This is a genomic window from Mycobacterium paraseoulense (assembly GCF_010731655.1).
GTDB classification, from domain to species: domain Bacteria; phylum Actinomycetota; class Actinomycetes; order Mycobacteriales; family Mycobacteriaceae; genus Mycobacterium; species Mycobacterium paraseoulense.
In genome coordinates this window covers 2,312,698-2,339,555 of the sequence record NZ_AP022619.1, presented here as the reverse complement: position 1 = coordinate 2,339,555, position 26,858 = coordinate 2,312,698, and the positions used below count along the sequence as shown (strand labels likewise).

Annotated in this window: 22 protein-coding genes and 2 tRNA genes; 21 read left to right on the top strand and 3 right to left on the bottom strand. The window is 68.3% G+C overall.

Features of this window, described 5'->3' with window-relative positions; translation table 11 throughout:
- Nucleotide 1 precedes the first annotated feature (1 nt).
- Nucleotides 2–481, top strand: a complete 480-nt coding sequence (locus tag G6N51_RS10725; protein ID WP_083175022.1) for a ribose-5-phosphate isomerase — start codon at nucleotides 2–4, stop codon at nucleotides 479–481.
- 7 nt (nucleotides 482–488) lie between these two features.
- The gene (locus G6N51_RS10720; protein ID WP_083174967.1) at nucleotides 489–1,298 is read left to right on the top strand and encodes an Fpg/Nei family DNA glycosylase; all 810 of its coding nucleotides are present in this window, start codon (nucleotides 489–491) and stop codon (nucleotides 1,296–1,298) included.
- Nucleotides 1,299–1,320: 22 nt separating this feature from the next.
- Here G6N51_RS10720 and G6N51_RS10715 read toward each other — a convergent pair whose 3' ends face one another.
- Nucleotides 1,321–2,511 (bottom strand): serine hydrolase domain-containing protein, encoded by a 1,191-nt coding sequence (locus tag G6N51_RS10715; protein WP_083174964.1) that lies wholly within the window; start codon nucleotides 2,509–2,511, stop codon nucleotides 1,321–1,323.
- 31 nt (nucleotides 2,512–2,542) lie between these two features.
- Nucleotides 2,543–2,613: transfer RNA gene (locus G6N51_RS10710), tRNA-Gly, on the bottom strand.
- Between the two features lie 148 nt (nucleotides 2,614–2,761).
- On the opposite strand from G6N51_RS10710, the gene G6N51_RS10705 reads away from it, so the two are divergent.
- The 4 genes from G6N51_RS10705 to clpP2 all read left to right on the top strand — a co-directional run bounded on the left by G6N51_RS10705 (nucleotide 2,762) and on the right by clpP2 (nucleotide 5,655).
- A tRNA-Pro gene (locus G6N51_RS10705) sits at nucleotides 2,762–2,838 on the top strand.
- A 66-nt stretch (nucleotides 2,839–2,904) separates the two neighbouring features.
- Nucleotides 2,905–4,305 (top strand): trigger factor, encoded by a 1,401-nt coding sequence (gene tig / locus G6N51_RS10700; protein ID WP_083174961.1) that lies wholly within the window; start codon nucleotides 2,905–2,907, stop codon nucleotides 4,303–4,305.
- Between the two features lie 127 nt (nucleotides 4,306–4,432).
- The gene (clpP1, locus tag G6N51_RS10695; protein ID WP_083174955.1) at nucleotides 4,433–5,023 is read left to right on the top strand and encodes an ATP-dependent CLP protease proteolytic subunit ClpP1; all 591 of its coding nucleotides are present in this window, start codon (nucleotides 4,433–4,435) and stop codon (nucleotides 5,021–5,023) included.
- The gene (gene clpP2, locus G6N51_RS10690) at nucleotides 5,020–5,655 is read left to right on the top strand and encodes an ATP-dependent CLP protease proteolytic subunit ClpP2 (RefSeq protein ID WP_067898946.1); all 636 of its coding nucleotides are present in this window, start codon (nucleotides 5,020–5,022) and stop codon (nucleotides 5,653–5,655) included. The genes clpP1 and clpP2 overlap by 4 nt, the downstream gene beginning before the upstream one ends.
- Before the next feature lie 28 nt (nucleotides 5,656–5,683).
- Here the strand turns inward: clpP2 and mmuM are convergent, their stop codons facing one another.
- A complete protein-coding gene (gene mmuM, locus G6N51_RS10685) occupies nucleotides 5,684–6,583 on the bottom strand; it encodes a homocysteine S-methyltransferase (protein ID WP_163750896.1) in 900 nt (299 codons plus the stop codon).
- A 321-nt stretch (nucleotides 6,584–6,904) separates the two neighbouring features.
- On the opposite strand from mmuM, the gene clpX reads away from it, so the two are divergent.
- The 15 genes from clpX to obgE all read left to right on the top strand — a co-directional run bounded on the left by clpX (nucleotide 6,905) and on the right by obgE (nucleotide 26,821).
- Nucleotides 6,905–8,185, top strand: a complete 1,281-nt coding sequence (gene clpX / locus G6N51_RS10680; protein ID WP_083174949.1) for an ATP-dependent Clp protease ATP-binding subunit ClpX — start codon at nucleotides 6,905–6,907, stop codon at nucleotides 8,183–8,185.
- Nucleotides 8,186–8,224: 39 nt separating this feature from the next.
- A complete protein-coding gene (locus G6N51_RS10675; protein ID WP_142275198.1) occupies nucleotides 8,225–9,520 on the top strand; it encodes an MFS transporter in 1,296 nt (431 codons plus the stop codon).
- A gap of 185 nt (nucleotides 9,521–9,705) precedes the next feature.
- Nucleotides 9,706–11,679, top strand: coding sequence for a 2-oxoacid:acceptor oxidoreductase subunit alpha (locus G6N51_RS10670; protein ID WP_142275197.1), 1,974 nt, complete (start codon nucleotides 9,706–9,708; stop codon nucleotides 11,677–11,679).
- Nucleotides 11,676–12,767 (top strand): 2-oxoacid:ferredoxin oxidoreductase subunit beta, encoded by a 1,092-nt coding sequence (locus G6N51_RS10665; RefSeq protein ID WP_083174940.1) that lies wholly within the window; start codon nucleotides 11,676–11,678, stop codon nucleotides 12,765–12,767. Before G6N51_RS10670 ends, G6N51_RS10665 begins: the two co-directional genes overlap by 4 nt.
- A gap of 1 nt (nucleotide 12,768) precedes the next feature.
- Nucleotides 12,769–13,386, top strand: a complete 618-nt coding sequence (gene mobA, locus G6N51_RS10660) for a molybdenum cofactor guanylyltransferase (RefSeq protein ID WP_142275194.1) — start codon at nucleotides 12,769–12,771, stop codon at nucleotides 13,384–13,386.
- A gap of 1,051 nt (nucleotides 13,387–14,437) precedes the next feature.
- Nucleotides 14,438–14,980, top strand: coding sequence for a transglycosylase family protein (locus G6N51_RS10655; protein ID WP_163750895.1), 543 nt, complete (start codon nucleotides 14,438–14,440; stop codon nucleotides 14,978–14,980).
- A gap of 88 nt (nucleotides 14,981–15,068) precedes the next feature.
- Complete coding sequence (locus G6N51_RS10650; protein WP_083168718.1) at nucleotides 15,069–16,328, top strand: saccharopine dehydrogenase family protein; 1,260 nt, start codon at nucleotides 15,069–15,071, stop codon at nucleotides 16,326–16,328.
- 62 nt (nucleotides 16,329–16,390) lie between these two features.
- Entirely contained in the window at nucleotides 16,391–19,045 is a 2,655-nt protein-coding gene (locus tag G6N51_RS10645; protein ID WP_083168721.1) for a valine--tRNA ligase, read from the top strand.
- A 10-nt stretch (nucleotides 19,046–19,055) separates the two neighbouring features.
- A complete protein-coding gene (gene folC, locus G6N51_RS10640; RefSeq protein ID WP_083168724.1) occupies nucleotides 19,056–20,501 on the top strand; it encodes a bifunctional tetrahydrofolate synthase/dihydrofolate synthase in 1,446 nt (481 codons plus the stop codon).
- Nucleotides 20,498–20,848, top strand: a complete 351-nt coding sequence (locus G6N51_RS10635; RefSeq protein WP_083168727.1) for a DUF4233 domain-containing protein — start codon at nucleotides 20,498–20,500, stop codon at nucleotides 20,846–20,848. The genes folC and G6N51_RS10635 overlap by 4 nt, the downstream gene beginning before the upstream one ends.
- A 53-nt stretch (nucleotides 20,849–20,901) precedes the next feature.
- Complete coding sequence (gene ndk / locus G6N51_RS10630; protein ID WP_083168730.1) at nucleotides 20,902–21,312, top strand: nucleoside-diphosphate kinase; 411 nt, start codon at nucleotides 20,902–20,904, stop codon at nucleotides 21,310–21,312.
- A gap of 329 nt (nucleotides 21,313–21,641) precedes the next feature.
- Nucleotides 21,642–24,494: an Rne/Rng family ribonuclease gene (locus tag G6N51_RS10625; protein WP_083168733.1), complete on the top strand. Its 2,853-nt coding sequence runs from the start codon at nucleotides 21,642–21,644 to the stop codon at nucleotides 24,492–24,494.
- Nucleotides 24,495–24,696: 202 nt separating this feature from the next.
- Entirely contained in the window at nucleotides 24,697–25,008 is a 312-nt protein-coding gene (rplU, locus tag G6N51_RS10620) for a 50S ribosomal protein L21 (protein ID WP_007169506.1), read from the top strand.
- Nucleotides 25,009–25,023: 15 nt separating this feature from the next.
- Entirely contained in the window at nucleotides 25,024–25,278 is a 255-nt protein-coding gene (gene rpmA, locus G6N51_RS10615; RefSeq protein WP_046186480.1) for a 50S ribosomal protein L27, read from the top strand.
- Nucleotides 25,279–25,378: 100 nt separating this feature from the next.
- The gene (gene obgE, locus G6N51_RS10610) at nucleotides 25,379–26,821 is read left to right on the top strand and encodes a GTPase ObgE (protein ID WP_083168735.1); all 1,443 of its coding nucleotides are present in this window, start codon (nucleotides 25,379–25,381) and stop codon (nucleotides 26,819–26,821) included.
- The last annotated feature ends 37 nt before the right edge of the window (nucleotides 26,822–26,858 follow it).

Genomic DNA, 26,858 nt, shown 5'->3' with positions numbered 1-26,858 from the left:
CATGCGCGTCTACCTCGGCTCTGACCACGCCGGATTCGAGCTCAAGCAGCAGATCATGGAGCACCTCAAAGCATCCGGGCACGAGCCGATCGATTGCGGTGCTTACACGTACGACGCCGAGGATGACTACCCGGCCTTCTGCATCGCCGCCGCCACTCGCACGGTGGGCGACCCCGACAGCCTCGGCATCGTGCTGGGAGGGTCGGGCAACGGCGAGCAGATCGCGGCCAACAAGGTGCCTGGAGCCCGGTGCGCGCTGGCGTGGAGCGTGGAGACGGCGACGCTGGCCCGCGAACACAACAACGCCCAGTTGATCGGGATCGGCGGTCGCATGCACACCGTCGCGGAGGCGCTGGCCATCGTGGACGCGTTCCTGACCGCGCAGTGGTCGAAAGCCGAACGCCACCAACGGCGTATCGACATCCTCGCCGAGTACGAACGCACCCACCAGGCGCCGCCGGTACCCGGCGCACAGGGCTGAGGCCTCAATGCCCGAAGGGCATACCCTGCACCGGCTGGCCCGGCTGCACCAGCGCCGGTTCGGTGGTGCGCCCGTGGCGGTGTCGAGCCCGCAGGGCCGCTTCGCCGATGCGGCGCTGGTGGACGGCCGGGTGTTGCGCCGTACCAGCGTCTGGGGCAAGCACCTGTTCCACCACTACGAGCCCTCGCGAGGCGGCCCGATCGTGCACGTGCACCTGGGTCTCTACGGTGCCTTCACCGAATGGCCACGCGAGGGCACCGTTCTGCCCGAGCCGGTCGGGCAGGTGCGGATGCGCATGGTCGGCACCGACTACGGCACCGACTTACGCGGGCCGACGGTGTGCGAGGTCATCGACGAGGCCCAGGTGTCCGACGTACTGGCCAAGCTCGGCCCCGACCCATTGCGCAACGACGCCGATCCGTCCTGGGCGTGGAATCGAATCAGCAAGTCCCGCAGGCCAATCGGTGCACTGTTGATGGATCAGACCGTCGTCGCCGGCGTCGGCAACGTCTATCGCAACGAGCTGCTGTACCGCCACAGCATCGACCCGTTCCGTCCCGGCCGCGACGTCGGCCAGTCGGAGTTCGACGCGGCGTGGGTCGACCTGGTGGCGCTGATGAAGGTCGGCTTGCGCCGCGGCAACATCATCGTGGTGCGGCCCGAGCACGACCACGGCCCGCCGTCGTACCGGGCCGGGCGGCCGCGGACGTACGTGTACCGGCGCGCCGGCGAGGCCTGCCGGGTCTGCGGAGACTCCATCCGCACGACTGTGCTGGAGGGGCGAAACGTGTTCTGGTGTCCCACCTGCCAGAAATGACGGCCCGCCTTTTCAACGGAACCTAGATGACGCCGAGCGCCGCATAGACCTCGTTGCTGAGGGCGAGGCTGCGCGGGTCCGCGTTGGCCTTCGTGGCGTCGAACCGGTTCGCCACGTACGCGTAGCCGATCCGGTGTTCGAGATCGACGAACCCGAAGGAGCCGCCCAGGCCGCCGTGGCCGAAGATCCGCGGGTTCGGCCCGTTGACGCACCGCTGGTTGAGCATGTAGCCCAAACCCCAGCCGTGGTCGGCGACCCGTGGTCCCAGTACCAAGTCCGTCTCCAACCCGCCCTGGCACTCCCGCACCAGGTCCATGTGCTCGCGGCTGAGCACTTTCTCCTGGGCTAGCGCGTTGTAGAAGGTCGCCAACCCCAGGGCCGACACCTGTCCGTTGGTGCCGGGGAATTCGAGTTCGCGCCACAGCGCCAGGTCGTGCGAGCCCAGTTCGTCGTCGGGGGCGAAACCCATCGAGATCGACAGCCCCGCCTTGGGATGCTCGGCCAGGCTCGCCGGATCGGCGGGGGCTTGCGCGTCGGCCAGCAGGTCGCGGGCGTGCGGCTTGTTCACCCGGTCGGCACAGCGGCGTTGTTCGGCCAGGGCCAGCCCGATGTGGACGTCGGCGCCGAGCGGTTCGGCGATCTCGGTGCGCAGGTATTGGCCGATCGTCCGGCCCGTGACGCGGCGGAAGACCTCGCCGACGATGAAGCCGAAGGTGGTCATGTGGTAGCCCTGGGCGGTGCCCGGCTCCCAATAGGGTTCGGCGGCGGCCAGCTGTTCGCAGACGAAGTCCCAGTCGGCGACGTCCTCCCAGCGCAACCGGGTGCGGGGGCCGATCACGCCGGACCGGTGGCTCATCACCATCGCCAGCGTGATGTCCCGTTTGCCGGCCTGCCCGAACTCGGGCCAGTAACGGGCCACCGGGGCCTGCAGGTCCAGCTCGCCGCGGTCGGCCAGCTGGTGGACACAGGTGGCCGACAGGCCCTTGGTTCCGGACAACACCGTGGTCAGGGTGTCCTGCTGCCAGGCCCGGGTGCGGGCGGCGTCGGCCCAACCACCCCAGAGGTTGACGACCAGGGTCCCGTCCACCCACACCGCCACGGCCGCGCCGACTTCATCGCCGCGCGTAAAGTTGCGCTCAAACGCGTCGCGCACCGCGGCGAAGTCCGGCGCGCACGAGCCATGGATCGGCGCATCCGTTTCTAGGTCGCTCATGGCGCCTCTCTGTGGAGCAGATCCTCACCCGAGCGGGCGACGGGAATCGAACCCGCGTAGCTAGTTTGGAAGACTAGGGCTCTACCATTGAGCTACGCCCGCATGTTCTGGTCGAGCGTGACTGTAGCTGTCGACCAAGATCAAATCTAATCGACGCGGTCTTGTGATCGCTCCGTGAGGGTTGGCGAGGTTGCCGCGAAGCCTGTGGCCGACCCGGACTCGAGGGGCCTTAGGATCATCGAGGTCAGCGCGGGGTGTAGCGCAGCTTGGTAGCGCATCCGCTTTGGGAGCGGAAGGCCGCAGGTTCAAATCCTGTCACCCCGACCAGCACCACCCCGTGCCGCATGCGCGCGGCCCACCGAACGCCAGGAACGACACCGAGGAGCACCCCCCGTGAAGAGCACTGTCGAGCAGTTGAGCCCCACCCGGGTCCGCATCAACGTGGAGGTGCCGTTCTCCGAACTCGAGCCCGATTTCCAGCGGGCCTATCGGGAGCTGGCCAAGCAGGTGCGGCTCCCCGGTTTCCGGCCCGGCAAGGCGCCGGCGAAGTTGCTGGAGGCCCGGTTCGGCCGGGAGGCGCTGCTCGACCAGGTCGTCAACGAGGCACTGCCCGCGCGGTACGGGCAGGCGGTCGTCGAATCCGAAGTCCAGCCGCTCGGTCAGCCCGAAATCGAGGTCACCAAGAAGGAGTACGGCCAGGAGCTGGCGTTCACCGCCGAGGTCGACGTCCGGCCCAAGATCGAGCTTCCCGACCTGGCCGCGCTGAAGGTCACGGTGGAGCCCGTCGAGGTCAGCGACGAAGACGTCGAGGCCGAACTGCAGTCCTTACGCGCCCGGTTCGGCACCCTGACCGGGGTCGACCGGCCCGTGGCCACCGGCGACTTCGTGTCGATCGACCTGTCGGCCACCATCGACGGCGAAGAGGTGCCGGGGGCGGCCGCGCAGGGGTTGTCCCACGAGGTCGGCTCGGGCCGTCTGATCGCGGGCCTCGACGACGCCCTGGTCGGTTTGTCCGTCGACGAGTCCCGCGAGTTCACCGCGCAGCTGGCCGCGGGCGACCATGCCGGTCAGGACGCGCAGGTGACGGTCACCGTCAAGTCGATCAAGCAACGCGAGCTCCCCGAGCCCGACGACGAGTTTGCCCAGCTGGCGAGCGAGTTCGACACCATCGACGAGTTGCGGTCCAACCTGCGGGACCAGGTGGGGCAGGTCAAGCGCGCTCAGCAGGCCGACCAGATACGTAACGCCGCGCTGGACGCCCTCCTCGAACAGGTCGACGTGCCCCTGCCGGAGGCGATCGTCAAGGCCCAGGTCGACAGCACCCTGCACAACGCGCTGCACAGCCTCGACCACGACGAAGCCAAGCTCGAATCGGCGCTCGCCGGGCAGGGCAAGACGCGCGAAGAGTTCGAGACCGAGACGCGCACCGCCGCCGAGACGGACGTCAAGAGGCAGCTGCTGCTGGACGCACTGGCCGACGAGCTGGAGGTCCAGGTCGGCCAGGACGACCTGACCGAGCGGCTGGTTGCGACGTCGCGCCAATACGGCATCGAGCCGCAGCAGCTGCTCGGCTACCTGCAGGAGAACAACCAGCTGCCGGCGATGTTCGCCGACGTGCGGCGCGGGCTGGCCATCGCCGAGGTGGTGCGGGCGGCCACGGTGACCGACAGCGCCGGGAACGCGATCGACACCAGTGAGTTCTTCGGCAAGCGTTCCGGCGTCGACGAGACCGCGGAGTCCGAAGACGCCGACGAGACGGCGGAAGCCGAAGGCTCCGACGACGAAGCGGAGTGACCGGTCGTGACGCTGTGAGCGAAAGCGCCCAATTGAGGGGGAGCGTGGCCGCGAAACAGCGGGCTCGGTTGGTTAGTGTCGGTGCATAGAAGAACTCGAGAAAGCAGGTAACCCAGTCGTGTCTGATATGCGTTCGCCCTCGCAGGGGCTCAACCTCACGGACTCGGTCTATGAGCGCTTGCTCTCCGAGCGCATCATCTTCCTGGGTTCGGAGGTGAACGACGAGGTCGCCAACCGGCTGTGCGCGCAGATCCTGCTGCTCGCCGCCGAGGACACCGAGAAGGACATCTCGCTCTACATCAACTCCCCGGGCGGATCGATCAGCGCCGGCATGGCGATCTACGACACCATGGTGCTGGCGCCCTGCGACATCGCCACCTACGCGATGGGCATGGCCGCCTCCATGGGTGAGTTCCTGCTCGCGGCGGGCACCAAGGGCAAGCGCTACGCGTTGCCGCACGCGCGCATCCTGATGCATCAACCGCTGGGCGGGGTGACGGGCAGCGCGGCCGACATCGCCATCCAGGCCGAGCAGTTCCACGTCATCAAGAAGGAGATGTTCCGGCTCAACGCCGAGTTCACCGGGCAGTCGATCGAACGCATCGAGGCCGACTCCGACCGCGACCGCTGGTTCACCGCCCAGGAGGCCCTGGAATACGGCTTCGTCGACCACATCATCACCCGCGCCGCCCACATCACCAACGGAGAAGCCCAGTGAACCCTGAAACCCAGCCCCAGGCGCGCTACATTTTGCCGTCGTTCATCGAGCACTCCAGCTTCGGTGTCAAGGAGTCCAATCCGTACAACAAGCTGTTCGAGGAACGCATCATCTTCCTCGGCGTCCAGGTCGACGACGCTTCGGCGAACGACATCATGGCGCAGCTGTTGGTGCTCGAGTCGCTGGACCCCGACCGCGACATCACCATGTACATCAACTCGCCGGGCGGCGGATTCACCTCGCTGATGGCGATTTACGACACCATGCAGTACGTGCGCGCCGACATCCAGACGGTGTGCCTGGGCCAGGCCGCCTCGGCCGCGGCGGTCTTGCTGGCCGCCGGAACTCCCGGCAAGCGGATGGCGCTGCCCAACGCCCGGGTGCTGATCCACCAGCCGTCGCTTCAGGGCGTGATCCAGGGCCAGTTCTCCGACCTGGAAATCCAGGCCGCCGAGATCGAGCGGATGCGCACGCTGATGGAGACGACCCTGGCCCGCCACACCGGCAAGGACGCCGCGACGATCCGCAAGGACACCGACCGGGACAAGATCCTGACCGCGGAAGAGGCCAAGGACTACGGGATCATCGACACCGTCCTGGAGTACCGGAAGCTCTCCGCGCAGACCGCCTGACGTCCGCAGTTTCGCGCCGAATGTGCGCTCACGGCGAAGCCCCGCCTGATTTTTCGCGCCCAGTGCACGCTCGCCGAACGTCGGCGATATCGGCCGGGCCCACCCGGCAGCAGCCACCGACGATGCGCGCCCCGGCGGCCACCCATTGCGTGGCGAGGCGCGCGGAAAACGTGCGCGGCCCCGCCCAGCCCCGGCCGTCCCAACGCTCGCCGCTGTTCGGGTAGACGATCACCGGCTTGCCCGTGGCCGAGGCGATCTCGATCGCGGGCAGCACGTCCTCGGGCGCACAGCAATTGACGCCGATCGCGACGATCTCGCGCACCCCGGCCGCGACGGCGAACGCCTCGGCCAGCGGTTGCCCGGCCCGGGTCCCGGCACCGTCGATGGTGTAGCTGAGCCAGGCCGGCACGCCGACCGCACCAACCAGATCGACCAGCGCCTCGGCCTCGTCGACATCGGGCACGGTCTCGCACGCGAGCACGTCGGCGCCGGCTTCGGCCAGGATCTCCAGCCGGGGTCGGTGCCATCGCCGCAGGGCCGCCACGGAAAGGCCGTAACGCCCGCGGTATTCGGATCCGTCGGCCAGGGCCGCGCCGTACGGGCCGACCGAGGCGGCGACGAGCCCACCGGTGCCCACGTGTTCACGCGCGGTCTTCGCGAGTTCGACGCTGCGCCGCAGCAACGCGGCGGCTTCGTCTCGGCCTATCCCGCGGGCGGCGAAGCCGTCGAACGATGCCTGGTAACTCGCCGTCGTCGCGATGGCGGCACCGGCGCGGAAGTAGGCGGCGTGCACGGCGACGATCTCGTGCGGGTCGTCCGTCAGCAGCCGCGCCGACCACAACGGGTCGGAGAGGTCGTGACCGCGGGCTTGCAGCTCGGTGGCCAGACCGCCGTCGCTGATCAGGACCGACTCGCTGATCAGAGCCAATTCCACCCGGCCACTGTAGGGTGATTTCGTGGGGATCCGCCCATGGTTCGTCGGGGTCGGTATTGCCAGCGAAAGTGGGGATCGGTCGGCGCACCAGCCTCGGTTGGGTCACGACCGCGACACGCCAAAGACACGCAAAGCGCGCCTTTCGCGAGTGAGGGGCGCCGTCTGGCTATATGTTTCATCAAGACGAACATGCATGAATACCACCGACGCGATTCGGCCCTAATGGTCGCGTCGGGCCCGATCTAGCGGGTAGCGTCGGGGGATACATGCGGCACAGCTAGACGAACGGCGAAAAGGAAGTAGGCCCTCAGCAACATGGCGCGCATCGGAGACGGCGGTGACCTGCTGAAGTGCTCGTTCTGCGGGAAGAGCCAAAAGCAGGTCAAGAAGCTCATTGCTGGTCCCGGTGTGTACATCTGCGATGAATGCATCGATCTCTGCAACGAGATCATCGAAGAGGAGCTCGCCGACGCCGACGACGTCAAACTCGACGAGCTGCCCAAGCCGGTTGAGATCCGGGAGTTCTTGGAGGGCTACGTCATTGGCCAGGACACCGCGAAGCGGACGCTGGCCGTCGCGGTCTACAACCACTACAAGCGAATTCAGGCGGGGGAGAAGGGCCGTGACTCCCGGCACGAGCCCGTCGAGCTGACCAAGTCCAACATCCTGATGCTCGGGCCCACCGGCTGTGGCAAGACCTACCTGGCCCAGACGCTCGCCAAGATGCTCAACGTGCCGTTCGCCATCGCCGACGCCACCGCGCTGACCGAAGCCGGGTACGTCGGTGAGGACGTCGAGAACATTCTGCTCAAGCTGATCCAGGCCGCCGACTACGACGTCAAGCGCGCCGAAACCGGCATCATCTACATCGACGAGGTCGACAAGATCGCCCGCAAGAGCGAGAACCCCTCGATCACCCGCGACGTCTCCGGCGAGGGCGTTCAGCAGGCCCTGCTGAAAATACTCGAGGGCACCCAGGCGTCGGTGCCCCCGCAGGGCGGCCGCAAGCACCCGCACCAGGAGTTCATCCAGATCGACACCACCAACGTGCTGTTCATCGTCGCGGGGGCGTTCGCCGGCCTGGAGAAGATCATCTACGAGCGCGTCGGCAAGCGGGGCCTGGGCTTCGGCGCCGAGGTGCGCTCCAAGGCCGAGATCGACACCACCGACCACTTCGCCGAGGTCATGCCCGAGGACCTGATCAAGTTCGGCCTGATTCCCGAGTTCATCGGGCGATTGCCGGTGATCGCCTCGGTGACGAACCTGGACCGGGAGTCGTTGGTCAAGATCCTGTCGGAGCCCAAGAACGCGTTGGTCAAGCAGTACACCCGGCTGTTCGAGATGGACGGCGTCGAGCTGGAGTTCAGTGACGACGCGCTGGAGGCGATCGCCGATCAGGCCATCCACCGCGGCACGGGTGCCCGCGGTCTGCGCGCCATCATGGAAGAGGTCCTGCTGCCGGTGATGTATGACATCCCGAGCCGCGACGACGTCGCCAAGGTCGTGGTGACCAAGGAGACCGTGCAGGACAACGTGCTGCCGACGATCGTGCCGCGCAAGCCGTCCCGCACCGAGCGCCGCGACAAGAGCGCCTAACCCCGGTCGAGCGGCCGCGCATTTGGGTACTAGATGCCCATGTCGGCCGCCGCCGAGCTCCCCAGCCCCATCCCGCGCCGGCTGACGCGCGCGCTGGATCTGCTGAACTTTCTGCTGGCCGACGTCCGCGACGGGCTGGGCCCCTACCTGTCGATCTACCTGTTATTGGCCCACCACTGGGATCAGGCGTCGATTGGGTTCGTCATGGCGGTCGGGGGGATTGGGGCGATCGTCGCGCAGGCACCGGCCGGCGCGCTGGTGGACCGAAGCACGGCCAAACGGGCGTTGATCATCGGCGGCGCGTTGACCATCACCGCCGGTTCGTTGGCGATGCCGGTATTCACCGGCCTGTACTCGATCTCGGTACTGCAGGCGCTCACCGGCATCGCCGGCTCGGTCTTCGCCCCGGCTCTGGCCGCGATCACGCTGGGCGTCGTCGGGCCGCGGTTATTCTCCCGGCGGATCGGACGCAACGAGTCGTTCAACCACGCGGGCAATGCGTCGGCCGCCGCCATCACCGGAGGACTGGCCTACTTCCTCGGGCCGGTGGTGGTGTTCTGGGTGCTCGCCGTCATGGCGGCCGCCAGTGTGCTTGCGACCCTTGGGATTCCGGGCAACGCGATCGACCATGACGTGGCGCGGGGCATGGACCACACGCCGGGAGGGCCGCACGAGACGCCCTCCCGGATGGCCGTGCTGCTGCACAACCGCAGGCTGATGATCTTCGCCGCGACGGTCATCGCCTTCCACTTCGCCAACGCGGCCATGCTGCCGCTCGTGGGCCAGCTGCTGGCCCTGCACAACAAGGACGTCGGAACCGCGCTAATGGCCGGCTGCATCGTGGCCGCGCAGGTGGTCATGGTGCCGGTCGCCTACCTGGCCGGAGCCAAGGCCGATTCGTGGGGAAGAAAGCCGATCTTTCTGGTGGGGTTCGCGGTCTTGGCGGCCCGCGGATTTCTCTACACCCTGTCCGGGAACCCGTATTGGCTGGTCGGCGTGCAGCTGCTGGACGGCGTGGGGGCCGGCGTGTTCGGTGCGCTGTTCCCGCTCGTGGTGCAGGACGTGACGCACGGCAGCGGCCGGTTCAACGTGAGCCTGGGCGCCGTGACGGCCGCGACGGGGATAGGCGCCTCGGTGTCGAACCTCGTGGCGGGTGGGATCGTGGTGGCGGCCGGCTACCACGCCGCCTTCGCCTTCCTGGGAGCGCTCGCCGGCGCGGGCTTTTGCCTCTACCTGATCGCGATGCCGGAAACGGCACCGAAGGAATTGGACGTCCCGGCGAAAAGTGACCAATACCACAGTTTTGAACGGCCCGCACCACCGTCTGCGCGTTGACATCGGCTTTAGGCGTAAAACCGCTGTATGCAAGGCTTTAGAGACGCACATTCTCGCCCGAATTGAGTGCCATAATTGGTACTACCAGTGACACACAAGCTCGAGGGCGCGGTAGGCGCTTCAACGGCGCGTACCCTAAAGCTCCAGCGAGGTGCCTATCCGGATAACTAATGGAAGGCGGATACGTGGATCCGAACGGCAGCGGAGCCGGGTCTGATTCTCAGAACGGCTCGAATGGGTCCCGTTCCGGTGGCGGGTCCGGCCGTCAGCGTTTGGAGCAAGTCGTCATACGATTCGCCGGGGACTCCGGCGACGGGATGCAGCTGACCGGCGACCGGTTCACGTCCGAGGCAGCGCTTTTCGGTAACGACCTGGCGACCCAGCCGAACTACCCCGCCGAGATCCGGGCTCCGGCAGGAACCCTGCCCGGCGTCTCGTCCTTCCAGATCCAGATCGCCGACTACGACATCTTGACCGCCGGTGACCGCCCCGACGTGCTGGTAGCGATGAACCCGGCGGCGCTCAAGGCCAACCTCGGTGACCTGCCGCGCGGTGGCATGGTGATCGCCAACTCCGACGAGTTCACCAAGCGCAACCTGACCAAGGTGGGTTACGTCACGAACCCGCTCGAGTCCGACGAGTTGTCCGACTACGTCGTGCATTCCGTCGCCATGACCACGCTGACGCTGGGCGCGGTCGAGGCGATCGGTGCGTCGAAGAAGGACGGCCAGCGCGCCAAGAACATGTTCGCCCTCGGCCTGCTGTCTTGGATGTACGGCCGCCCGATCGAGACCAGCGAGAAGTTCATCCGGGAGAAGTTCGCCCGCAAGCCCGACATCGCCGAGGCAAACGTCTTGGCCCTCAAGGCGGGCTGGAACTACGGCGAGACCACCGAGGCGTTCGGCACCACCTATGAGGTCTCGCGGGCGACGTTGCCATCCGGCGAGTACCGGCAGATCTCCGGCAACACCGCGATGGCCTACGGCATCGTCGCGGCCGGTCAGCTGGCCAACATTCCGGTGGTGCTCGGCAGCTACCCGATCACCCCGGCGTCCGACATCTTGCACGAGCTGTCCAAGCACAAGAACTTCAACGTGATCACCTTCCAGGCCGAGGACGAGATCGGCGGCATCTGCGCCGCCATCGGTGCCTCGTACGGAGGGGCGCTCGGCGTCACGAGCACGTCGGGCCCGGGGATTTCGCTGAAGTCCGAAGCGTTGGGCCTGGCGGTGATGACCGAATTGCCGCTGCTGGTCATCGATGTGCAGCGCGGCGGGCCCTCGACGGGCCTTCCGACCAAGACCGAGCAGGCCGACCTGCTGCAGGCGCTTTACGGCCGCAACGGGGAGTCGCCGGTCGCGGTGCTGGCGCCACGCTCGCCGTCCGACTGCTTTGCGACGGCACTCGAGGCGGTGCGCATCGCGGTGTCGTATCACACCCCGGTGATCGTCTTGTCCGACGGCGCGATCGCCAATGGCTCTGAGCCGTGGCGCATTCCGGACGTCAGCACGCTGCAGCCGATCAAGCACACCTTCGCCAAGCCCGATGAGCCGTTCCAGCCGTACAACCGCGACCCGGAGACGCTGGCCCGGCAGTTCGCCATCCCCGGCACCCCGGGCCTGGAGCACCGCATCGGTGGCCTGGAAGCCGCGAACGGTTCGGGCGCCATCTCCTACGAGCCGGTCAACCACGACCTGATGGTTCGGTTGCGCCAGGCCAAGATCGACGGGATCTCGGTGCCCGATCTCGAGGTCGACGATCCGAGCGGAGACGCCGAGCTGCTGCTGATCGGCTGGGGCAGCTCCTACGGCCCGATCGGTGAAGCCTGCCGGCGTGCGCGGCGCAAGGGCGTCAAGGTCGCGCACGCCCATCTGCGCTATCTCAACCCGTTCCCGGCGAACCTGGGCGACGTGTTGCGGCGCTACCCGATGGTGGTCTGTCCGGAGATGAACCTCGGCCAGCTGTCCCTGTTGCTTCGCGGCAAGTACCTGGTCGACGTGCAGTCGGTCACCAAGGTCCAGGGTGTCGCGTTCCTCGCGGACGAGATCGGGCGCCTTATCCGCGCCGCGGTCGGCGGCACGCTCTCCGAAATCGAACAGGACAAGACGATGGTCGCCAGAATGGCGGCAGCAACGGTTGGAGCGGGAGCTATCGAATGACCGACCTGGTGGGAAATTTGGCGGGCGCGGACCTCGGGCTGACCCCGAGGCTGAAGAAGAACGACGGCGTGCCCACCACCGATCAGCCGCAAAAGGGCAAGGACTTCACCAGTGACCAGGAGGTCCGTTGGTGTCCCGGGTGTGGTGACTACGTCATTCTCAACACCATCCGCAACTTCCTGCCGGAGCTGGGGCTGCGGCGCGAGAACATCGTGTTCATCAGCGGCATCGGTTGCTCGAGCCGGTTCCCGTATTACCTGGAGACCTACGGGTTTCACTCGATCCACGGCCGCGCGCCCGCGATCGCGACCGGCCTGGCGCTGGCCCGTGAGGACCTGTCGGTGTGGGTGGTCACGGGCGACGGCGACGCGTTGTCGATCGGCGGTAACCACCTGATCCACGCGCTGCGGCGCAACGTCAACATCACGATCCTGCTGTTCAACAACAGGATCTACGGGCTGACGAAGGGCCAATACTCGCCCACGTCGGAGGTCGGCAAGGTCACCAAGTCGACGCCCATGGGTTCGCTGGACCACCCGTTCAACCCGGTATCACTGGCGCTGGGCGCCGAGGCGACGTTCGTCGGCCGCGCCCTCGACTCCGACCGCAACGGACTGACCGAGGTGCTGCGGGCGGCCGCAGAGCACCGCGGTGCCGCGTTGGTCGAAATCCTGCAGGACTGCCCGATTTTCAACGACGGTTCGTTCGACGTGCTACGCAAGGAGGGCGCCGAGGAGCGGGTGATCAACATCCGTCACGGCGAGCCGATCACCTTCGGCGCCGACGGTGAGTACTGCGTGGTGAAGTCCGGCTTCGGCCTCGAATTCGCCAAGAGCGCCGACGTGGCCGTGGACGAGATCATGGTGCACGATGCCCACACCGACGACTCGGCCTACGCCTTCGCGCTGTCCCGGCTCTCCGACCAGAACCTCGATCACACGGTGCTGGGCATCTTCCGGGACGTCAGCAGGCCCACCTACGACGACGCCGCACGCTCGCAGGTGCAGGCCGCGCGGGCCTCGAAGCCGTTCGACGAGGCCGCCCTGCAGTCGCTGCTGCGCGGGCGTGACACCTGGACCGTCGACTGACGTGGGCGAGGCCGTGTCAGAACCAGGTTCACTGGCCGGGGTGGTGCTCGCCGGGGGCGCATCGCAACGGATGGGCCGCGATAAGGCCAGTCTCCCCGTTCCCGCGTCGGCCGGCTCCGAAGCGGCGACCATGGTCGAGCACGTCGTCGGCGTCCTCCGGCAGCGTTGCGACCCCGTCCTCGTCATGGCCGCTCAGGGCCAGCCGTTGCCCGAATTGCAGGCCCGGGTCATGCGCGACGAACTGCGCGGGCTGGGGCCGCTGCCGGCGACGGGCCGGGCGCTGCGCGCGGCCGCCGAGGCCGGCGCCCGGCTCGCCTTCGTCTGTGCCGTCGACATGCCTTTCCTGGCAGTAGATCTCATCGACGATCTCGCCCGCCGGGCGCTGGAGACCGGCGCCGAGGTGGTGCTGCCGTGGGATGGTCAGGACCACTACCTTGCCGCGGTGTACCGGACCGACCTGGCCGACCGTGTCGACGCCCTGGTGGCCGCCGGCGGGCGCAAGATGCGTGCTTTGGTGGACGCGTCGGATGCCCAGCGGATCGTGACGTCGGATTCTCGGTCGCTGACCAACGTCAACACCGACGCCGAGCTGCGCGCCCTCGCGCAGCCGCGCAGCTGACGTCACCCCGCGCCAGCGGTCGCGGTTGGACCCGCGCCGATGATCGGTGTCATCGGCGGCTCCGGGTCGCGAGAATTTAGCAAGGTTATTCGACATGAGCCGATTTATCTTCTCGATTCAAGAATGGGTGCCGCGGAGACGTGGCTAGTGAGTGGATAAATCCCGCGGTGGATCGTGATCTGTTGACGAGCCACGGATTTCGGATCGATTGATCGCCGTCCTTTTGTAGACGGTGGCACGGGGCCGCGCTCGGCGCCGGGGCGGAATGACAGTGCCACAGAGCAAATCCTGGCCGAACGGGAGCCAGTCAGGATGGGCCAGGGCGTCGGGCTTTCGAGGCGAGTCACGGCCCGTCACCATGGCGGCCTGACGCTACGAAAAATGTTGCTATCCAATGAGTTTGAAAACACGTGCCGGTGACGGCTGGTGGTCCGCCCGCTCACGCGCTTCACTATTCGAACAACGCAAGTTAGTCAGCAGCACAACACAATTCGTCCGTGTGATCGTGCGTGGCATATGTGCGGAGATGCGGAAACTGTTGTAAGCTACGCCGCTTCGCGACGCCGACCCGGAGTCGGGTGGGTTGAATCCGGCGCCAACGCATGCCGCAAATACGTGCGCCAGTTCACAAAATGGGCGTGATTCGGCTCACGATTTGAAAGCGATCGCGATTGTTGGGTACCTTCCGGAATTGCCGCGCTGACCTGGAAAAATGACGACGCGATTGCGCCGTGATCACCCCGTTACCGAAACGAGATGTCCGTTTTCTGAAGATGACGAACGCGGCCGGGTCTCGTACGGTCCGTGTTAGCCCGCAACGGGTTACGAAAGAGTAACTGAAAACAGAATCACGGACCCGCGTGTGAGCGGGGCTGCGGACGGCGCAAGCCCGTTCGCGGCCGGCGGGCAGCAGCCCGCCGGGCGACTCGAGCCCACCGCTGTCGTGCCGGAAGTCGGCACGTTCCAAAGCAGGTTTTCCGCATCAACCAAACACCGTCAGCCCACCCCCGTGGGCTTGCTTTGGCGCGCGCGCACCGCGAAAGGAAAGATATTGAAGAACGTCCGTAAGACGCTCGTTCTCGCCGCGGTCACGGGCACCCTCGTGACCATCCCGTCGGCCGCCGCCAACGCGGAACCGACGGGTTTCGACCCGAACATGGCGCCCGCCGGGGCGCCGGATGCGCCTCCGCCGCCCCCGGCCCCGGACGCACCCCCGCCGCCGGCCCCGGACGCCCCGCCGGCGCCGGACGCACCCCCGCCGCCCCCGGCGCCGAACGCCCCGCCGCCGGCACCCGCGGGCTTTGACCCCAACGTGCCGCCGCCTCCGGGCCCGGATGTCCCGCCGCCCCCGCCGGTCAAGGCGTACAGCGTGAACTGGGACGCCATCGCCCAGTGCGAGTCGGGTGGCAACTGGTCGATCAGCACCGGTAACGGGTTCTCGGGCGGCCTGCAGTTCACCCCGAGCACCTGGCGCGCCAACGGCGGGACGGGTTCCCCCGCCGGCGCGAGCCGCGAGGAGCAGATCCGGGTGGCCGAGAACGTGCTGCACTCGCAGGGCATCGGCGCGTGGCCCGTGTGCGGTCGTCGCGGCTGACGATCTCTAACGCAGTAAACGCAGTGATAAGTAGTGCCGGGCTTTGGGCCCGGCACTACTTATCTGCGGGTCGGGTAGCGTCGGGCCCGTGACCGCAACGCCGCGCGAATTCGACATCGTGTTGTACGGGGCGACCGGCTTCGTCGGGAAGTTGACCGCCGACTACCTGGCCCGGTCCGCGCCAGGGGCCCGGGTCGCGCTGGCCGGCCGATCGACCGAGCGACTGCGGGCCGTTCGCGACACACTGGGCGAGTCCGCACAGTCCTGGCCGCTCGTCGCCGCCGACGCCTCGTCGCCGTCGACGCTGAACGAGATGGCGGCCCGCACCCAGGTCGTCATCACCACGGTCGGCCCCTATACGCGCTATGGGCTGCCGCTGGTGGCCGCGTGCGCGGCCGCGGGCACCGACTACGCCGACCTGACCGGCGAGGCCATGTTTGTCCGCGAGAGCATCGACCTGTACCACAAGCAGGCCGCCGACACCGGCGCCCGCATCGTGCACGCCTGCGGATTCGATTCCGTCCCTTCGGACCTCAGCGTCTATGCGCTGTACCGGGCGGCGCGGGACGACGGCGCCGGAGAACTCGCCGACACCGACCTGGTGGTCCGGTCCTTCTCGGGCGGAGTATCCGGCGGCACCGTCGCCTCGATGTTGGAAGTGCTGGACACGGCGTCCCGCGATGCCGACGCGCGCCGCCAACTCGCCGACCCGTACACGCTGAGCACCGACCGCAGCGTCGAACCGGAACTCGGGCGCCAGCCCGACCTGCCGTGGCGCCGTGGTCGCCAGATCGCGCCGGAACTGACCGGCCTGTGGACGTCGGGGTTCGTGATGGCGCCCTACAACACCCGTATCGTGCGGCGCAGTAACGCATTACTGGACTGGGCGTATGGCCGCCAGTTCCGCTACACCGAAAGCATGAGCCTGGGCTCGTCGCCGCTGGCGCCGCTGGCGTCGGCCGCGGTGGGCGGGGTCGCCAACGCCACCTTCGGACTGGGCAGCCGCTATTTCCGGCTGCTGCCGCGCCGGCTGGTGGAGCGCATCGTCCCCAAACCCGGGGCCGGCCCCAGCGCGGCGGCGCGCGAGCGCGGCTACTACAAGATCGAGACCTACACCACCACGACCACCGGCGCCCGATACGTGGCGCGCATGGAGCAGCGCGGAGACCCCGGCTACAAGGCGACCTCGGTGCTGTTGGGGGAGTGCGGCCTTGCGCTCGCGCTGGACCGCGACCAGCTGCCCAACCTGCACGGCGTCCTGACCCCCGCGGCCGCGATGGGCGACGCCCTGCTGGCCAGGTTCCCCGCCTCCGGTGTGACGCTCCAGGTCGACCGGCTGGGGAAGTGACCCGGCTCACCTGCGATTTGGCCACCTACATCGGGGTGAACGGCGCTCCCTAGAATTGACGGGTGCCCGCCAGCCGCAGCCCCGCCACCGACCTGCCCAAGTCGTGGGATCCGGCTGCGGCCGAAAGCGCGATCTACCAGAAATGGCTCGACGCGGGCTACTTCGAAGCGGACCCGACGAGCGCCAAGCCCGGGTATTCGATCGTGCTCCCGCCGCCCAACGTGACCGGCAGCCTGCATATGGGCCACGCCCTGGAACACACCATGATGGACGCCCTGACCCGTCGCAAGCGGATGCAGGGTTATGAGGTGCTGTGGCAGCCGGGCACGGACCACGCCGGCATCGCGACCCAGAGCGTGGTGGAAAAGCAGCTCGCCGTCGACGGCAAGACCAAAGAAGGCTTCGGCCGGGAGCTCTTCGTTGAGAAGGTCTGGGATTGGAAACGCGAGTCCGGCGGTGCCATCAGCGGCCAGATGCGCCGGCTCGGCGACGGGGTCGCCTGGAGCCGCGACCGGTTCACCATGGACGAGGGCCTGTCGCGGGCCGTGCGCACCATCTTCAAGCGGCTCTACGACGCCGGCCTGATCTACCGCGCCGAACGGCTGGTCAACTGGTCGCCCGTGCTCGAAACCGCGCTCTCCGACATCGAAGTCAACTATGAGGAGGTCGAGGGCGAGCTGGTGTCATTCCGGTACGGCTCGCTGGACGACTCGCAACCCCACATCGTGGTCGCCACCACACGCGTCGAGACGATGCTCGGTGACACCGCGATCGCGGTGCACCCCGACGATGAGCGCTACCGCCACCTGGTGGGGACCACGCTGCCCCACCCTTTCCTCGACCGGGAGCTCGTCATCGTCGCCGACGAACACGTCGACCCCGAATTCGGCACGGGCGCGGTCAAAGTCACGCCCGCCCACGATCCCAACGACTTCGATATCGGCCTGCGGCACCAACTGCCGATGATCTCGATCATGGACACCAAGGGCCGGATCGCCCACACCGGAACACAATTCGACGGCATGGACCGCTTCGACGCCCGGGTCGCGGTCCGCGAGGCGTTGGCCGGGCAGGGCCGTGTCGTCGCGGAGAAGCGCCCCTACCTGCACAGCGTCGGGCATTCCGAACGCAGCGGTGAGCCGATCGAGCCTCGGTTGTCGCTGCAATGGTGGGTCCGGGTCGAATCGCTGGCCAAGGCGGCCGGTGACGCGGTTCGCAACGGGGACACCGTGATTCACCCCGCCAGCCTGGAGCCGCGCTGGTTCGGCTGGGTCGACGACATGCACGACTGGTGCATCTCGCGGCAGCTGTGGTGGGGCCATCGGATCCCGATCTGGTACGGGCCCGACGGCGAGCAGGTGTGCGTCGGTCCGGACGAGACGCCGCCGGAGGGCTGGGAACAGGACCCCGACGTGCTGGACACCTGGTTCTCCTCGGCGCTGTGGCCGTTCTCCACGCTGGGCTGGCCGGAGAAGACCCCGGAGCTGGAAAAGTTCTATCCGACAAGCGTTCTGGTCACCGGCTACGACATCCTGTTCTTCTGGGTGGCGCGGATGATGATGTTCGGCACCTTCGTCGGCGGCGACGAGGCCATCACCCTCGGCGGCCGCCGCGGCCCGCAGGTGCCGTTCACGGACGTGTTCCTGCACGGGCTGATCCGCGACGAATCCGGCCGCAAGATGAGCAAGTCCAAGGGTAACGTCATCGACCCGCTGGACTGGGTGGACACGTTCGGGGCCGACGCGCTGAGGTTCACGCTGGCCCGCGGCGCCAGCCCCGGCGGTGACCTGGCCGTCGGCGAGGACGCGGTCCGGGCGTCGCGCAACTTCTGCACCAAGCTGTTCAACGCCACCCGCTACGCGCTGCTCAACGGTGCTCAGCTCGCGCCGCTACCGGCGCACGACCAGCTCACCGATGCCGACCGGTGGATCCTGGGACGGCTGGAAGAGGTTCGCGCCGAAGTCGACTCGGCCCTCGACGGATACGAGTTCAGCCGTGCCTGCGAGTCGCTCTACCACTTCGCGTGGGACGAATTCTGCGACTGGTATGTCGAATTGGCCAAAACGCAGCTGGCCGAGGGGAATCCACACACCACCGCCGTGCTCGCCGCCGTGCTGGACACGCTGCTCCGGTTGCTGCACCCCGTTATCCCGTTCCTCACCGAGGCGTTGTGGCAGGCCCTGACGGGCCTGGAGTCGCTGGTGATCGCCGAATGGCCGGAATCCTCGGGTATCGAACTGGATCCCGTTGCCACGCAACGGATCAGCGATATGCAGAGGCTGATCACCGAGGTTCGCCGATTCCGCAGCGATCAAGGGCTGGCCGATCGGCAGAAGGTGCCGGCCCGGCTGGGCGGGATGGACGGCGCCGACCTGAGCGCCCAGGTGGCCGCCGTGACGTCCCTGGCGTGGCTCACCGAGCCCGGGCACGATTTCCAGCCGTCGGTGTCGTTGGAGGTGCGGCTCGGCCCGGCCATGAACAGCACGGTCGTGGTGGAACTCGACACCTCGGGCACCATCGACGTCGAAGCCGAACGCCGCCGCCTGGAGAAGGACCTCGCCGCGGCACAGAAGGAACTCGCGTCCACCACCGCCAAACTCGCCAACGAGGACTTCCTGGCCAAAGCCCCGCAGAACGTCGTCGACAAGATCCGGGGTCGTCAGCGGGTGGCCCAGGACGAGACCGACCGGATCACCGCGCGCCTGGCCGGGCTGTGATGAGCGTTCGATGAGCGAGCCCCCCGACTGGCCCGAGCGTGGCGAGGCGACGAGCCTGGCTCCCACCCCTGACGAGATCGCCGCCATGCTGCAGGTCGAGCACCTGCTCGACCAACGCTGGCCGGAGACCAAGATCGAGCCGAGCCTGACCCGGATCAGCGCGCTGATGGACGTGCTGGGCTCCCCGCAGCGGGCCTATCCGTCCATCCACATCGCCGGCACCAACGGCAAGACCTCGGTGGCGCGCATGGTCGACGCGCTGGTGACGGCGCTGCACGGACGCACCGGGCGAACCACCAGCCCGCACCTGCAATCAGCGGTCGAGCGCATCGCGATCGACGGCCGGCCGATCACCCCGGCGCAGTACGTGGCGACGTACCGGGAGATCGAGCCGTTCGTGCAGATGATCGACGCGCAGTCCCAGGCGGCCGGTGGTCCGGCGATGAGCAAGTTCGAGGTGCTGACCGCCATGGCGTTCGCCGCGTTCGCCGACGCGCCCGTCGACGTCGCGGTCATCGAGATCGGGATGGGCGGGCGGTGGGACGCCACGAACGTCGTCGACGCGCCGGTCGCGGTCATCACCCCGATCGGCATCGACCACGTCGAATACCTCGGCGACGACATCGCCGGCATCGCCGGCGAGAAGGCCGGGATCATCAGCAAAGCACCCGACGGCGCGCCCGACACCGTCGCCGTCCTGGCCCGCCAGGCGCCGGAGGCGATGGAGGTGCTGCTGGCCCAGACGGTGCGCGCCGACGCCGCGGTGGCCCGCGAGGATTCGGAGTTCGCCGTCCTGGGCCGTCAGGTTGCGATCGGCGGGCAGGTACTGCAGCTGCAGGGCCTTGGCGGCGTGTACTCCGACATCTACCTGCCGCTGCACGGCGAACACCAAGCGCACAACGCGGTGGTGGCGCTCGCGGCGGTGGAGGCGTTCTTCGGCGCGGGCGCGCAGCGGCAACTCGACGTCGAGGCGGTGCGGGCCGGATTCGCCGCCGTCACCAGCCCCGGCCGGCTGGAACGCATGCGCAGCGCTCCCACCGTGTTCATCGACGCCGCGCACAATCCGGCCGGTGCGGCGGCACTGGCGCAGACCCTGGGCGACGAGTTCGACTTCCGCTACCTGGTGGGTGTGATCAGCGTGCTGGCCGACAAGGACGTGAACGGCATCCTCGCCGCGCTCGAGCCGGTGTTCGACTCCGTCGTGGTAACCCACAACGGGTCACCCCGGGCCCTGGACGTGGAGTCGCTGGCCCTGGCGGCGGGGGAGCGATTCGGGCCCGATCGCGTCACGACCGCCGTGAACCTGCGCGACGCGATCGAGGTGGCGACCGCTCTGGTCGACGAGGCGACGACCGCCGGGGACGCCGAGGCCTTCTCCGGCACGGGCATCGTGATCACCGGCTCGGTCGTCACCGCCGGGGCGGCGCGCACCCTATTCGGCCGGGATCCGGAATGACCGACCCCAACCGGCCCGACCCCTGGAGGAGCTTCGGCGCCGTGATGGCCGCCACGCTGTTCCTGGAAGCCATCGTGGTGTTGCTGGCGATCCCCGTGGTGAGCGCGGTCGGCGGCGGACTGACCTCGGTGTCCCTGGGCTACCTGGTCAGCGTGGCCGGGCTGTTCATCGTGCTGGGCGGGGTGCAGCGCAAACCCTGGGCGATCTGGGTGAACCTGGCCGCTCAGCTGCTCCTACTCGCCGGCTTCGCGGTGTACCCGGGAGTGGGATTCATCGGGGTGCTGTTCACCGGCTTGTGGGCTTTGATCGCGTACTTCCGGGCCGAGGTGCTGCGCCGTCAGCGGTAGGGTCGGGCTCGCGGCCCCGGCCGATCGCCGCCCGGTTATGTACGCTGTGCGCCGTGACCGAACGGACCCTGGTACTGATCAAGCCGGACGGCGTCGAGCGGCGGCTGGTAGGCGAAATCATCAGCCGCATCGAGCGGAAGGGCCTGACCATCGCGGCGCTGGAGCTTCGGCGCGTCAGCGAGAACCTGGCCGCCGAGCATTACGCCGAGCACGAAGGCAAGCCGTTTTTCGGATCGCTGCTGGAATTCATCACGTCGGGGCCGGTGGTGGCGGCGATCGTCGAGGGGCCGCGGGCGATCGCCGCGTTTCGCCAGCTCGCGGGCGGCACCGACCCGGTGGACAAGGCCACACCCGGCACGATTCGGGGTGATTTCGGGCTGGAAACCCAGTTCAACCTGGTGCACGGGTCGGATTCGACCGACTCCGCGAAGCGGGAAATCGCGCTCTGGTTTCCCGAGGCGTAGCCACCCGGCAAAGCGGCTGCGCCACGCCGCTGACGGCGCGTTCGCTCAGGGGCGGGTGGGCACGCCGAGTGATGTGGGATACTGACGGAGGGTGAACGTCGCCGGACCGGCGTCGGACACCCGAATGAAGACTTAGACAAGCGCGATCATCGCCACCCCGCGTTGGTGCGCGGCATGTCAGGCCGTCATTCAGCACGGCGCCGAGTGTGTTCCCCTCGAACCGCTCGGGGCGAGACCATCACAAGCCCGGGGGGAAGTTATCCGGGCCCATAGCGAAGCCCTCGCGTGGCCGCGTCGCAAGGACGCGCCCGGGGGCTTGAGGAGAATACGTGGTAGACGGTGCACCATCCGCAGAGTCATCCGAAGAGCCGACCCGGCACGACGAATTGCCGGACCGCCTGAGAGTTCATTCGCTGGCACGGACGCTGGGAACCACCAGTAAGCGGGTGCTGGACGCGCTCAGCGCGCTCGACGGGCGGATACGCAGCGCGCACTCCACCGTCGACCGTGACGACGCCGTCCGGGTACGCGACCTGCTGGCCGCCCAGCCCGACGCGGGCGCCGAGGACGGCGGCGTCGGCAGCGGGGACGACGAAGCCGCCGCGGAACCCGAATCCCGGTTGATGCTGGCGGCGCCGGAGAGCGCCGCCGAGCGGCCGCACTACATGCCGCTGTTCGTCGCGCCGCAGCCGATCGCGGACGAGGACGACGGGGCGGCCGACGACGGCACCGACTCCGAGGACTCCGACGATTCCGAGGAAGACGACGACGACGACGAGCAGAGCGATCGCCCGGCGAACCGGCGCCGGCGCCGGGGGCGCCGCGGCCGCGGCCGCGGCCGCGGTGAGCAGGGCGGGCCCGACAACCACAACGACGCCGGTGACGAGGACGAGCCGCAACAGCGGCGCCAGAAGGCGAGCCGCGGCGACTCCTCCGACGCCGAGGACGGCGACGACGACGAGGGGTCCGACTATTCGGATTCCGACGAGTCCGACAACGGCGACGACGGCTCGGCGGAGGGCGCCAGCCGGCGCCGCCGCCGGCGCCGGCGGCGCAAGTCGGGCTCGGGTGACGACGGCGACGAAAGCCCTTCGGCCGACGATCCGCCCAACACCGTCGTGCACGAGCGGGCGCCACGCAGCGGCAAGAACGGCGGCGATGGCGGAAACGGCTCGTCGAACGCCGAGATCAAGGGCATCGACGGCTCCACCCGGCTGGAGGCCAAGCGCCAGCGCCGCCGCGACGGCCGCGACGCCGGACGGCGCCGCCCGCCGGTCTTGAGCGAGGCGGAGTTCCTGGCCCGGCGCGAGGCCGTCGAACGGATCATGGTCGTGCGCGACCGGGTCCGCACCGAGCCGCCGCATCAGGGGGCGCGGTACACCCAGATCGCGGTGCTCGAGGACGGCATCGTCGTCGAGCACTTCGTGACGTCGGCCGCTTCCGCGTCGTTGGTGGGCAACATCTACCTCGGGATCGTGCAGAACGTCCTGCCCTCGATGGAGGCGGCGTTCGTCGACATCGGGCGCGGCCGCAACGGCGTGCTCTACGCCGGCGAGGTCAACTGGGAAGCCGCGGGCCTGGGCGGGTCAGACCGCAAGATCGAACAGGCGCTCAAACCGGGCGACTACGTCGTGGTCCAGGTCAGCAAGGACCCCGTCGGGCACAAGGGCGCCCGGCTGACCACCCAGGTGTCGCTCGCCGGGCGCTACCTGGTCTACGTGCCGGGCGCGTCGTCGACCGGGATCAGCCGCAAGCTGCCCGACACCGAACGGCAGCGGCTCAAGGAGATCCTGCGCGAGGTGGTGCCGTCGGATGCCGGGGTGATCATCCGCACCGCGTCCGAGGGCGTCAAAGAGGACGACATCCGCAACGACGTCACCCGGCTGCAGGAGCGCTGGAAGCAGATCGAGGCCAAGGCGACCGAAATCACGGGGAAGGCCGCCGGCGCGGCGGTCGCGCTCTACGAAGAGCCCGACGTGCTGGTCAAGGTCATCCGCGACCTGTTCAACGAGGACTTCGCCGGCCTCATCGTCTCCGGCGACGAAGCGTGGACGACGATCACCGAGTACGTGAATTCCGTTGCGCCCGATCTGGTTTCGAAGCTGAGCAAGTACGAGCCGCCCGCCGGCCCGGATGGCCAGGCCGGCCCCGACGTCTTCGCGGTGCATCGCATCGACGAGCAACTCGCCAAGGCGATGGAACGCAAGGTGTGGCTGCCCTCCGGCGGCACGTTGGTGATCGACCGGACCGAGGCCATGACCGTGGTCGACGTCAACACCGGCAAGTTCACCGGCTCCGGCGGCAACCTCGAACAGACCGTCACCAAGAACAACCTCGAGGCCGCCGAGGAGATCGTGCGCCAGCTGCGGCTGCGCGACATCGGCGGAATCGTGGTCATCGACTTCATCGACATGGTCCTCGAATCCAACCGCGACTTGGTGTTGCGGCGCCTGACCGAGGCGCTGGCCCGCGACCGCACCCGCCACCAGGTGTCCGAGGTGACGTCGCTGGGACTGGTCCAGCTGACCCGCAAGCGGCTGGGTACCGGTTTGGTCGAGGCCTTCTCGACGTCGTGCACCCACTGTGGCGGCCGCGGGATCCTGCTGCACACCGACCCGGTGGACTCGGCCCCGTCGAACGGGCGCAAGTCCGAGTCCGGTGGTCGCCGCGGCAGGCGCTCCAAGAAGAAGGGGGCCGAGGAGCCGGTGGTGGCCAAGGTGCCGGCGCACGCTCCCGGTGAGCACCCGATGTTCAAGGCGATGGCCGCCGGGGGATCGGCGGCCCGCGATGACGAGGAATCCGACGAGTCCGCCGAGGAAGCGACCAACGAATTCGACGAGCGGAAGCCAGTCGGCGCGACCGACGCGGAGGATGCCGACCGGGAGGACTACGACGAGTCCGACGACGACACCGACGACGACACCGATGACGAGTCTGACGACGACACCGATGACGAGTCTGACGATGATCTCGACGACGACGACGAGGACATCGACGACGAGGAAGACCTCGGCGACGATGACGAAGACCTCGAGATGGACGACGACGACCTGGACGTCGAGGATGACTCCGAGTCCGACGAGGGGCCGGAAGGGTCCCTCGACACGGGATCGGGATTCGGCCGTCCGCGCCGCCGTCGCGCGGCGGGCCGGCCGGCGGGGCCGCCGATCCACGTGGACTGACCTGGCCCGGTTTGACCCTGTAGCCGCTGGTCAAGTACCCTAGGACAGTTGTCGCCAGGCCGTGCGAACTTTGGCCGGCGGCAGCGGGGCACCCGGGCGATCGGCGCGGGCCCGCAACCCAGACCCACACGCGCACCGCCGGTGGCTCGCGCGCGAAGAGCCGAAGAAGCGGCTGAGCAGAGGAAAGAAGGCAGGAGCAACGATGGCGACCTACGCAATCGTCAAGACGGGCGGCAAGCAGTACAAGGTCGCCGTCGGGGACGTGGTCAAGGTCGAGAAGCTCGACTCCGACCCCGGTGCGAACGTGTCGCTGCCCGTCACCCTGGTCGTGGACGGCGCGAAGGTGACCACCGACGCGGCCGCGCTGGCCAAGGTGGCGGTGACGGGTGAGGTGCTCGAGCACACCAAGGGCCCCAAGATCCGCATCCACAAGTTCAGGAACAAGACCGGCTACCACAAGCGTCAGGGGCACCGTCAGCAGCTGACGGTCCTGAAGGTCACCGGGATCAAGTAGCAGGAGGCGACAAGAATGGCACACAAGAAGGGCGCTTCCAGCTCTCGCAACGGTCGCGATTCCGCCGCTCAGCGGCTGGGGGTGAAGCGATTCGGCGGCCAGATCGTCAAGGCCGGCGAGATCATCGTCCGCCAGCGCGGCACCAAGTTCCACCCCGGTCTGAACGTCGGGCGTGGCGGTGACGACACGCTGTTCGCCAAGGCGGCCGGAGCCGTCGAGTTCGGCATCAAGCGCGGCCGCAAAACGGTCAGCATCACGCCCCAGGTCTAGGCCTCGCGAGCTGGGGGCACCGCCCCCGTGCGGGGAATCGCCGCGGCGGCTTCGCGAGGTATTTTCGCCCTGGCGTGACTTTCGAAGGGCTGGTATTTCGATGCCTCGATTCGTCGATCGGGTCGTCATCCACGCGCGCGCGGGATCCGGCGGTAACGGCTGCGCGTCGGTGCACCGCGAGAAGTTCAAGCCGCTGGGCGGTCCGGACGGCGGCAACGGTGGCCGCGGGGGCAGCGTCGTGTTCGTGGTCGACCCGCAGGTGCACACCCTGCTGGACTTCCACTTCCACCCGCACGTCACCGCGCCGTCGGGCAAACAGGGCATGGGCAGCAACCGCGACGGTGCCGCGGGCGCCGACCTGGAAGTCAAAGTCCCCGACGGCACCGTCGTACTGGACGAAAACGGCCGGTTGCTGGCCGATCTGGTGGGCGCGGGCACCCGTTTCGAGGCGGCGGCCGGTGGCCGCGGCGGCCTGGGCAACGCGGCGCTCGCGTCGCGCGCCCGCAAGGCCCCCGGCTTCGCGCTGCTCGGCGAGCCCGGCGAAGCGCGCGACCTGACGCTGGAGCTCAAGACCGTCGCCGACGTCGGTCTCATCGGATTTCCCTCGGCCGGGAAATCGTCGCTGGTGTCGGCGATCTCGGCCGCCAAACCGAAAATTGCGGACTACCCGTTCACCACGCTGGTGCCCAACCTCGGCGTGGTGTCGGCGGGCGAGCACACGTTCACCGTCGCCGACGTGCCGGGCCTGATTCCCGGTGCGTCGCGGGGGCGCGGCCTCGGCCTGGATTTTCTGCGGCACATCGAGCGCTGCGCCGTACTGGTACACGTCGTCGACTGCGCCACCGCGGAGCCCGGCCGCGACCCGATCTCCGACATCGACGCGCTGGAAGCCGAACTCGCCGCGTATACGCCCACCCTGCAGGGCGATTCGACGCTGGGCGACCTCGCCGAGCGGCCACGGGCGGTGGTGCTCAACAAGATCGACGTTCCCGAGGCGCGGGAGCTCGCGGAATTCGTCCGCGAGGAGGTCGCCGAGCGCGGCTGGCCCGTGTTCTTGGTGTCGACGGTTGCCCGGGAGGGCTTGCAACCGTTGGTCTTCGGGCTCTGGCGGATGATCGCGGAATACAACGCCGCGCGCCCGCAGATCGTGCCGCGGCGGCCGGTCATCCGTCCCGTCCCCGTCGACGACAGCGGCTTCACCGTCGAACCGGACGACGAGGGCGGCTTCGTGGTCACCGGTGCCCGGCCCCAGCGGTGGGTCCGGCAGACCAACTTCGACAACGACGAAGCCGTGGGCTACCTTGCCGACCGGCTGGCCCGACTGGGCGTCGAGGAGGAACTGCTGCGGCTGGGCGCGCGACCCGGGTGCGCCGTGACCATCGGCGACATGACATTCGACTGGGAGCCGCAAACGCCCGCGGGCCAACACGTTGCGATGTCCGGGAGAGGCACCGACGTGCGGCTGGAGCGCAGTGAACGCACCGGGGCCGCGGAGCGCAAGGCGGCCCGCCGTCAGCGGCGCGAGCGCGGTGACGAGTCGTGACCGCTGGCGACGATGCAGTGGGGCACCGCCGCGGGGG

Bases quoted from the DNA above. Each gene is read 5' to 3' on its own strand.
- G6N51_RS10635 (WP_083168727.1), top strand. From the start codon at position 20,498: ATGACCGACCCCAACCGGCCCGACCCCTGGAGGAGCTTCGGCGCCGTG.
- G6N51_RS10665 (WP_083174940.1), top strand. From the start codon at position 11,676: ATGACCGACCTGGTGGGAAATTTGGCGGGCGCGGACCTCGGGCTGACC.
- G6N51_RS10725 (WP_083175022.1), top strand. From the start codon at position 2: ATGCGCGTCTACCTCGGCTCTGACCACGCCGGATTCGAGCTCAAGCAG.
- obgE (WP_083168735.1), top strand. From the start codon at position 25,379: ATGCCTCGATTCGTCGATCGGGTCGTCATCCACGCGCGCGCGGGATCC.
- folC (WP_083168724.1), top strand. From the start codon at position 19,056: ATGAGCGAGCCCCCCGACTGGCCCGAGCGTGGCGAGGCGACGAGCCTG.
- G6N51_RS10715 (WP_083174964.1), bottom strand. From the start codon at position 2,511: ATGAGCGACCTAGAAACGGATGCGCCGATCCATGGCTCGTGCGCGCCG.
- clpX (WP_083174949.1), top strand. From the start codon at position 6,905: ATGGCGCGCATCGGAGACGGCGGTGACCTGCTGAAGTGCTCGTTCTGC.
- rpmA (WP_046186480.1), top strand. From the start codon at position 25,024: ATGGCACACAAGAAGGGCGCTTCCAGCTCTCGCAACGGTCGCGATTCC.
- G6N51_RS10720 (WP_083174967.1), top strand. From the start codon at position 489: ATGCCCGAAGGGCATACCCTGCACCGGCTGGCCCGGCTGCACCAGCGC.
- rplU (WP_007169506.1), top strand. From the start codon at position 24,697: ATGGCGACCTACGCAATCGTCAAGACGGGCGGCAAGCAGTACAAGGTC.
- G6N51_RS10675 (WP_142275198.1), top strand. From the start codon at position 8,225: ATGTCGGCCGCCGCCGAGCTCCCCAGCCCCATCCCGCGCCGGCTGACG.
- clpP1 (WP_083174955.1), top strand. From the start codon at position 4,433: ATGCGTTCGCCCTCGCAGGGGCTCAACCTCACGGACTCGGTCTATGAG.